The organism is Pseudomonas fluorescens, assembly GCF_018614775.1.
GTDB lineage: Bacteria > Pseudomonadota > Gammaproteobacteria > Pseudomonadales > Pseudomonadaceae > Aquipseudomonas > Aquipseudomonas fluorescens_BY.
Window position 1 is genome coordinate 22,722 of record NZ_JAGGOF010000015.1, and the last position, 8,103, is coordinate 30,824.

Here is an 8,103-nt window from a genome sequence, read left to right on the forward strand (position 1 = left end):
GCCTGCTCGCGATACGGTTTTACAGATCGGCCAGGATATCGGCCATGTCGTCGGCGTGCTCTTCCTCCTGGGCCAGGATGTCTTCGAAAATGCGCCGGGTGGTCGGGTCTTTTTCGCCAATGTACTGGATGATTTCCCGATAGCTGTCGATGGCGATCCGTTCGGCCACCAGGTCCTCGTAGACCATTTCCTTGAGGGTATTGCCCGCCACGTATTGGGCGTGGGAGTTGCGGGTCAACAGGTCGGGGTTGAACTCCGGCTCACCGCCCAACTGCACGATACGCTCGGCCAGTTTGTCGGCGTGCTCGGACTCCTGGTTCGCATGCTCGAGAAACTCACTGGCCGCCGTGCTGGCCTTGAGGCCGGTCGCCATGTAGTAGTGGCGCTTGTAGCGCAGCACGCACACCAGTTCAGTGGCCAGCGCTTCATTGAGCAGGCGGATGACCTCCTCCCGGTCGGCGCTGTAGCCCTCGGTCACTGCGCCGTTCTGCACGTTCTGCCGCGCCCGTTCGCGCAGGGTGGTTACATCGGTCAAGTGCATGTCGTTCATCTCGTTCTCCTGGAGGCTGATCCGGTTGGGGCGTCACGCTCTCGGGACGTGATCGCTTCCTAGGGTGGGAGTGACGAACGAGGCGAAAAGTTTTATGCAATGTCCCATTGCCTACAATGACGGCGAGGGTGTCATGAAGGGGATCCAGACTGGCCCTTAGCCCATTCACTGCTTCACAAGGATGTCCGCCCATGTCGCAACGCTGCAACACGCGTTACCCGCTGGTACTGGTTCCGGGGATGCTCGGTTTCATTCGTCTGGTGTTGTATCCGTATTGGTATGGGATCGTTTCGGCGTTGCGCCGGGGTGGGGCCGTGGTGTTTGCGGTGAAGGTCTCGCCACTGCATTCATCCGAGGTGCGCGGCGAGCAGTTGCTCGCCCGGATCGAGGACATCCTGCGCCAGACCGGTGCGCAGAAGGTCAATCTGATCGGTCATAGCCAGGGCAGCCTCACGGCCCGCTACGCTGCCGCCAAACGCCCGGACCTGGTGGCCTCGGTGACGTCGGTGGCCGGTCCCAACCACGGTTCCGAGCTGGCCGATTACCTGCAAGCCCACTATCCGGCCGACAGCGCCAAGGGCCGGGTGCTGAGCGCTTTGCTGCGCCTGGTCAATGCCCTGATGAGCCGGCTGGACACCGGTTATCGCGGACCGAAACTGCCGGTAGACCTGGAGGCTTCCCATGCCTCCCTCACCACGGCGGGGGTAGCGCTGTTCAATCAGCGCTACCCACAGGGATTGCCCCAAACCTGGGGCGGACACGGGCCGGAAGAGGTCAATGGCGTGCGTTATTACTCCTGGTCCGGGACCCTGCAACCGGGCAGGACCGACAAGGGCCGCAACCTGTTCGATGGCACGAATCGAAGCTGTCGGCTGTTTGCCCGCACCTTCGTGCGCGAGGCCGGCCAATGCGACGGCATGGTCGGACGCTACAGCTCGCACCTGGGCACGGTGATCGGCGATGACTATCCACTGGATCACTTCGACATCGTCAACCAATCACTGGGGCTGGTGGGCAAGGGCGCCGAGCCGATCCGCTTGTTTGTCGAACACGCAGAGCGCTTGAAAGCAGCGGGCGTTTAGGCTGCATTGTCTACACTGGGTGCATCGCCGTCACGGTCGTGCGGCATTTTGGAGAGGACGTCATGAAGATGCTGCGTGTTCCTTTGTTGATGATCGGTTTGCTGCTGTGCGCCCAGGGTTTCGCCGCCACGGCGCAACAGACCAAGATGACCACCTGCAACGCCGACGCCACTGCCAAGGCGCTCAAGGGGGACGAGCGCAAGGCGTTCATGAGCACCTGCCTGAGGACCAAGCCGCCTGAAGTACGGGGGGGAACGCCGCAGGAACGCATGAAAACCTGCAACGCCGACGCGACCGCCAAGACGCTCAAGGGCGACGAGCGCAAAGCGTTCATGAGCAATTGCCTGAAGAACAAGTAAGGGCCAGGTGCCTGTGAGGGCCCCATCGCGAGCAGGCTCGCTCCCACAATGGACCTGACAATGCAAATCCCTGTGGGAGCGAGCCTGCTCGCGATGGGGCCCTCACAGGCGCTGCAAAATCCCCTGAACCCCGACCAAAGTCGGCCGATACAATCCCTAGTGCTGTCAGCGGAAGGCTGGCAGACTGCCGGTCCTTTCACGCCGTTTTGTTCTGAGGCTGTATGCCAACGTTTTCTCAGCGTCATGTGTTGTTGGTGATCAGTTGGGTGATCATTTTTGGCGGGTTGCTGCTGGTACTGCCGCTGCGCCTGTTGCCGAGCCTGCTGGCCGGGTTGCTGGTGTTCGAGTTGGTCAACATGCTCACCCCGCAGTTGCAACGACTGATCGAGGGCCGGCGTGCCCGCTGGCTGGCGGTGGCCTTGCTGGGCACGCTGGTGGTCAGCGTACTGTCACTGATTTTCGCCGGGGCCATCAGCTTCCTGTTGCACGAAGCGGAAAACCCGGGTGCGTCGCTGGACAAATTCATGGGGGTGGTCGATCGCGCCCGTGGGCAGCTGCCGCCGTTCATCGACGCCTACCTGCCAGCCAGCGCCGCCGAGTTCCGGGTAGCGATCGGTGACTGGATGAGCAAGCACCTGAGCGAGCTGCAACTGGTGGGCAAGGATGCGGCTCATATGTTCGTGACGCTGCTGATCGGCATGGTCCTGGGGGCCATCGTCGCCTTGCAGCGCATCCCCGACCTGACCAAGCGCAAACCCCTGGCCGCCGCGCTGTTCGATCGCCTGAACCTGCTGGTCAAGGCGTTTCGCAATATCGTCTTCGCCCAGATCAAGATTTCCCTGCTCAACACCTTCTTCACCGCGATCTTTCTGGCCGTTATCCTGCCGCTGTTCGGCATCAAGCTACCGCTGACCAAGACCCTGATCGTGATGACGTTCCTGTTGGGGCTGCTGCCGGTCATCGGCAACCTGCTCTCCAACACCCTGATCACCATCGTCGGCCTGTCGCTGTCGATCTGGGTTGCCGTGGCGGCGCTGGGCTACCTGATCGTGATCCACAAGCTCGAATACTTCCTCAACGCCCGGATCGTCGGCGGGCAGATCAGCGCAAAATCCTGGGAACTGCTCATGGCCATGCTGGTGTTCGAAGCAGCCTTCGGCCTGCCGGGGGTGGTGGCGGGGCCGATTTACTATGCGTACCTCAAGAGTGAGTTGCGGCAGATCGGGATGGTTTGAGCCAAGGGGTGTAGTGCCTGATCTGGCGCCATCGCGAGCAGGCTCGCTCCCACAGTTGACCGAGTTTTTCCAGAAAGAATGCGATTCAAATGTGGGAGCGAGCCTGCTCGCGATCAAGGCGCCGCTGAACTCGGATCAGACCTCGGTCCCATACCGCTTCATCGCCTCGATCGCCAACCCGCTGCCAATGCTGCCGAAAATGTTGCCTTCGACATGCTTGGCCTGGGGCAGCATTGCCGAGACGCTGTTGCGCAGCGCCGGGATGCCGCTGGAACCGCCGGTGAAGAACACCGTATCGACCTGATCGACGCCGACGTTGGCATCGCCCAGCAGCTGCGTGACGCTGGCGCGGACCCGTCCCAGCAAGCCGTCGATGGCCGACTCGAACAGCGCCCGGCTCAGGTCCACGCTCAGGCCCGGCTCGATCCGGTCCAGGGCCACATGGCGCTGGTCCGTATGGGTCAGGTGGATCTTGGTTTCTTCCACTTCCATGGCTAGCCAGTGGCCGGCGCGCTGTTCGATCAGCTTGAACAGCCGGTCGATGCCGCCGGTGTCTTCGATGTCGTAGCGCATGCTGTTCAGGGCCAGGGTGGATTTCTGTGCGTACACCGCGTTGATGGTGTGCCAGGTCGCCAGGTTCATGTGGTGGCTGGTGGGCATGTAGGCGCCGCTCTTCATCCGGCTGCCGTAGCCGAACAACGGCATCAGGCCCTGCAGACTCAGCTGCTTGTCGAAGTCGGTGCCGCCGATGTGCACACCGCCGGTCGCGAGGATGTCAGCGTGACGGTTGTCATGGGCGCGCCGCTCCGGTGACAGGCGCACCAGGGAGAAGTCCGACGTACCGCCGCCGATGTCGACGATCAGCACCAGCTCTTCTTTCTCGATGGTCGATTCATAGTCGAAGGCGGCCGCGATGGGCTCGTACTGGAATGAGACGTCCTTGAAGCCGATGGCGCGGGCGACGTCGGCCAGGGTGTTCTCGGCTTCCTGGTCGGCCAGCTCATCGTCGTCGACGAAAAACACCGGACGTCCCAGCACCACTTCTTCGAATTCCCGACCGGCGGCGGCTTCGGCGCGCAGCTTCAGTTGGCCGATGAACAGCCCCAGCAGGTCCTTGAACGGCATCGCGGTGCCCAGCACGCTGGTGTCGTGCTTGATCAGCTTGGAGCCCAGCAGGCTCTTGAGCGAGCGCATCAACCGGCCTTCGTAGCCTTCCAGGTATTCGTGCAAGGCCAGGCGGCCGTACACCGGGCGGCGTTCCTCGAGATTGAAAAAGACCACCGACGGCAGGGTGATCTTGTCGTCCTCCAGCGCGATCAACGTTTCCATGCCGGGGCGCAGCCAGCCGACGGTGGAGTTGGACGTGCCGAAGTCGATGCCGCAGGCACGGGCCGGGGATGCGTTTTTCATGTCGTTGCGGTTCCAGCTAAAAAACGGCCGCGCAGTGTATGTCAGCGCGACGCGGATTCGAAGGCCGGTTATCCGCTTATTTGCAAACGTTGACCTTGAAAGACAGCGCAATGCCCCCAAACTTGCTGGCATGAGCCGATAAACTTCTGCGCCGCCGCCCGGTCCCAATCTTTGGAACGGTCGTCCAGGCGCGACATCGATACGGATTGCTTAGATGGACTTCAAAGACTATTACAAGATTCTGGGTGTGGAGCCGACGGCCGACGATGCCGCGATCAAGGCCGCCTACCGCAAGCTGGCGCGCAAATACCACCCGGATGTGAGCAAGGAAAAGGACGCCGAGACCAAGTTCAAGGATGTCTCCGAAGCCTATGAGGCGCTGAAAAGCGCCGACAAGCGCGCGGAGTACGACGACCTGCGCCGCTACGGCCAGCACGGTCAACCGTTCCAGGGCCCTCCGGGCTGGCAGAGCCGTGGCGGTTTTGGCGGCCAGGACACTGGGGATTTCTCGGACTTCTTCAGTTCGATTTTCGGTAATCGCGGGCCAGGGTTTGGCGGCGGACAATCAGGTCGCAGCGCCGGCCGTCGAGGGCAGGACGTGGAAATGGAATTACCGATCTTCCTGGAGGAAACCCTGTCGGCCGAGTCGAAAAAGGTCACCTTCCAGGTGCCGCAGTACAACGCGGCCGGCCAGCACGTGAGCAACACCAGCAAGAGCCTGAACGTGAAGATTCCGCTGGGCGTGACCGACGGCGAGCGCATCCGCCTCAAGGGCCAGGGCGCCCCGGGCATCGGTGGCGGCGCCAATGGCGATTTGTACCTGACCATTCGTTTCGCCCCGCACCCCAAGTTCGACGTCGAGGGCCAGGACCTGATCATCACCTTGCCCCTGGCACCGTGGGAGCTGGCGCTGGGCACCGAAGTGGCGGTACCGACGCTCACCGGCAAGATCAACCTCAAGGTCCCGGCCGGCAGCCAGAACGGCCAGCGCATGCGCGCCAAGGGCCACGGCCTGCGCAACAAGGCCGGCGAGCGCGGTTACCTGTTCGTGCAGCTCAAGGCCGTGATGCCCAAGGCCAGCGACGAGGCGGTCAAGGCGCTGTGGGCGGAGCTGGCGAAGAAAGCCGCGTTCGATCCGCGGGAGAATTTCTGACGGCTGCAGGAGCAAGGCTTGCCTGTGATGAAGGCGCTCGGTCCCCAGGCATTGAGGCGCGCCTATCGCCAGCAAGCTTTGCTCCCACAGGTCTAGACTCGACAGTTACCGTATTGGGAGAAGCCGCTGATGAACAACCCGATCATTGAACTGACCCTGACGGAGTTCTGCGAAGCCGCCGCGTTGCAGGATGTCCATGTGATCGAAATCGTCGCCCATGGCATCCTCGAACCCCATGGCGCGGCGCCGACGGACTGGCGTTTTACCGATTACGAACTGGTCCTGGCCCGGCGCGCAGACAAGCTGCGCCGCGAGTTGGAGCTGGAGTGGGAAGGCGTCGCCCTGGCGCTGGACCTGCTCGAAGAAGTGCAGCACCTGCGCAGCGAAAACCGCATGCTCAAGCAGCGGTTGGGACGGCTGGTGGAGTGAAACGAATCAATGGGCGATGCACGCTGTGGGAGCAAGGCTTGCCCGCGATGAATGCAACTCGGTGCCTCAGGGGCTGAGTCGCCTGTATCGCGAGCAAGCTTTGCTCCCACAGCGTCTCAAAACAGAAAATACCGCTGCGCCATTGGCAGCACATCAGCCGGTTCGCACCACAGCAACACCCCATCCGCCTTGACCTGGTAGGTCTGCGGATCAACGTCGATGCTTGGCAGGTAATCGTTGTGGATCAGGTCGGTCTTCTGCACATCGCGGCAACCCTTGACCACGGCAATTTTCTTCTTCAAACCCAGCTGCTCCGGCAGCCCCGCTTCGACGGCGGCCTGGCTGAGGAACGTCAGGCTGGTGGCGTGACGCGAGCCGCCAAAGCTTGCGAACATCGGTCGGTAGTGCACCGGTTGCGGCGTCGGGATCGAGGCGTTGGCGTCGCCCATCAGGCTGGCGGCAATTGCCCCGCCCTTGAGAATCAGCGTCGGCTTGACCCCGAAGAACGCCGGGCGCCACAGCACCAGGTCGGCCCACTTGCCCACTTCGATGGAGCCCACTTCATGGCTGATGCCATGGGTGATGGCCGGGTTGATGGTGTACTTGGCGATGTAGCGCTTGACGCGGAAGTTGTCGTTGCCTGCGCCATCGCCGGGCAGGGCGCCGCGTTGCTTCTTCATCTTGTCGGCGGTCTGCCAGGTGCGGGTGATCACCTCGCCGACCCGGCCCATGGCCTGGCTGTCGGAGCTGATCATCGAGAACGCGCCGAGGTCGTGAAGGATGTCTTCGGCGGCGATGGTCTCGCGGCGGATGCGGCTCTCGGCGAACGCCACGTCTTCGGCGATGCTCGGGTCCAGGTGATGGCAGACCATCAGCATGTCCAGGTGTTCGTCGATGGTGTTGCGGGTGAACGGCCGGGTCGGGTTGGTGGAGCTGGGCAACACGTTGGGGAAGCCGCAGGCCTTGATGATGTCCGGCGCGTGACCGCCGCCGGCGCCTTCGGTGTGGTAGGTGTGGATGGTGCGGCCCTTGAACGCGGCCAGGGTGGTTTCGACGAAGCCCGACTCGTTCAGCGTGTCGGTGTGGATCGCCACCTGCACGTCGTACTGGTCGGCCACGCTCAGGCAGTTGTCGATGGCGGCCGGCGTGGTGCCCCAGTCTTCGTGCAGCTTCAAGCCGATGGCCCCGGCCTTGACCTGTTCGACCAGCGGCTCCGGCAGGCTGGCGTTGCCCTTGCCGGTGAAACCCATGTTCATCGGGAACGCGTCGGCGGCCTGGAGCATGCGCGCCAGGTGCCACGGGCCGGAGGTGCAGGTGGTGGCGTTGGTGCCGGTGGCCGGGCCGGTGCCGCCACCGATCATGCTGGTGACGCCGCTCATCAACGCTTCTTCGATCTGCTGCGGGCAGATGAAGTGGATGTGGGTATCGATGCCGCCCGCCGTGAGGATCATGCCTTCGCCCGCGATCACTTCGGTGCTGGCGCCGATGGCGATGGTCACATCGGGCTGGATGTCCGGGTTACCGGCCTTGCCGATGGCCGCGATGCGCCCGTCCTTGAGGCCGACATCGGCCTTGACGATACCCCAATGATCGATGATCAGCGCATTGGTGATCAGCGTATCGACCACGTCGGCGGCCAGCAGTTGGCTCTGGCCCATGCCATCGCGAATCACCTTGCCGCCGCCGAACTTCACTTCTTCGCCGTAGGTGGTGAAATCCTTTTCCACTTCGATCCACAACTCGGTGTCGGCCAGGCGGACCTTGTCGCCGACGGTGGGGCCGAACATGTCGGCGTAAGCTTGTCTCGAGATTTTCATGTGCTTTCCTGATCGTTCCCACGCTCTGCGTGGGAATGCCGCCGTGGACGCTCTGCGTCCGCTTGTGG

At 62.7% G+C, this 8,103-nt stretch carries 8 protein-coding genes; 5 read left to right on the forward strand and 3 right to left on the reverse strand.

The window, feature by feature from the left end:
- Positions 1–19 precede the first annotated feature (19 nt).
- Complete coding sequence (locus J7E36_RS04410; protein ID WP_215000248.1) at positions 20–550, reverse strand: ferritin-like domain-containing protein; 531 nt, start codon at positions 548–550, stop codon at positions 20–22.
- A 191-nt stretch (positions 551–741) separates the two neighbouring features.
- Between J7E36_RS04410 and J7E36_RS04415 the strand changes: the two genes are divergently transcribed.
- The 3 genes from J7E36_RS04415 to J7E36_RS04425 all read left to right on the forward strand — a co-directional run bounded on the left by J7E36_RS04415 (position 742) and on the right by J7E36_RS04425 (position 3,226).
- Positions 742–1,632, forward strand: coding sequence for an esterase/lipase family protein (locus J7E36_RS04415; RefSeq protein ID WP_215000250.1), 891 nt, complete (start codon positions 742–744; stop codon positions 1,630–1,632).
- A 62-nt stretch (positions 1,633–1,694) separates the two neighbouring features.
- Positions 1,695–1,991 carry a PsiF family protein gene (locus tag J7E36_RS04420; RefSeq protein ID WP_215000252.1) on the forward strand — a complete coding sequence of 99 codons (297 nt, stop codon included), beginning with the start codon at positions 1,695–1,697 and terminating at the stop codon, positions 1,989–1,991.
- 221 nt (positions 1,992–2,212) lie between these two features.
- A complete protein-coding gene (locus J7E36_RS04425) occupies positions 2,213–3,226 on the forward strand; it encodes an AI-2E family transporter (protein WP_215000254.1) in 1,014 nt (337 codons plus the stop codon).
- Positions 3,227–3,361: 135 nt separating this feature from the next.
- On the opposite strand, the gene J7E36_RS04430 is transcribed toward J7E36_RS04425, so the two are convergent.
- Positions 3,362–4,636 (reverse strand): Hsp70 family protein, encoded by a 1,275-nt coding sequence (locus J7E36_RS04430; RefSeq protein ID WP_215000256.1) that lies wholly within the window; start codon positions 4,634–4,636, stop codon positions 3,362–3,364.
- 214 nt (positions 4,637–4,850) lie between these two features.
- Between J7E36_RS04430 and J7E36_RS04435 the strand changes: the two genes are divergently transcribed.
- Together J7E36_RS04435 and J7E36_RS04440 are read left to right on the forward strand one after the other, a co-directional pair.
- Positions 4,851–5,789 carry a DnaJ C-terminal domain-containing protein gene (locus J7E36_RS04435; protein ID WP_215000264.1) on the forward strand — a complete coding sequence of 313 codons (939 nt, stop codon included), beginning with the start codon at positions 4,851–4,853 and terminating at the stop codon, positions 5,787–5,789.
- A 129-nt stretch (positions 5,790–5,918) separates the two neighbouring features.
- Positions 5,919–6,218: a chaperone modulator CbpM gene (locus J7E36_RS04440; RefSeq protein WP_215000266.1), complete on the forward strand. Its 300-nt coding sequence runs from the start codon at positions 5,919–5,921 to the stop codon at positions 6,216–6,218.
- Positions 6,219–6,334: 116 nt separating this feature from the next.
- Here the strand turns inward: J7E36_RS04440 and ureC are convergent, their stop codons facing one another.
- Entirely contained in the window at positions 6,335–8,035 is a 1,701-nt protein-coding gene (gene ureC, locus J7E36_RS04445; protein WP_215000268.1) for an urease subunit alpha, read from the reverse strand.
- Positions 8,036–8,103: the final 68 nt, after the last annotated feature.

Excerpts from the sequence above, each read along its gene's own strand:
- J7E36_RS04435 (WP_215000264.1), top strand. The coding sequence starts at position 4,851 with ATGGACTTCAAAGACTATTACAAGATTCTGGGTGTGGAGCCGACGGCC.
- J7E36_RS04410 (WP_215000248.1), bottom strand. The coding sequence starts at position 550 with ATGAACGACATGCACTTGACCGATGTAACCACCCTGCGCGAACGGGCG.
- J7E36_RS04415 (WP_215000250.1), top strand. The coding sequence starts at position 742 with ATGTCGCAACGCTGCAACACGCGTTACCCGCTGGTACTGGTTCCGGGG.
- ureC (WP_215000268.1), bottom strand. The coding sequence starts at position 8,035 with ATGAAAATCTCGAGACAAGCTTACGCCGACATGTTCGGCCCCACCGTC.
- J7E36_RS04425 (WP_215000254.1), top strand. The coding sequence starts at position 2,213 with ATGCCAACGTTTTCTCAGCGTCATGTGTTGTTGGTGATCAGTTGGGTG.
- J7E36_RS04430 (WP_215000256.1), bottom strand. The coding sequence starts at position 4,636 with ATGAAAAACGCATCCCCGGCCCGTGCCTGCGGCATCGACTTCGGCACG.
- J7E36_RS04420 (WP_215000252.1), top strand. The coding sequence starts at position 1,695 with ATGAAGATGCTGCGTGTTCCTTTGTTGATGATCGGTTTGCTGCTGTGC.
- J7E36_RS04440 (WP_215000266.1), top strand. The coding sequence starts at position 5,919 with ATGAACAACCCGATCATTGAACTGACCCTGACGGAGTTCTGCGAAGCC.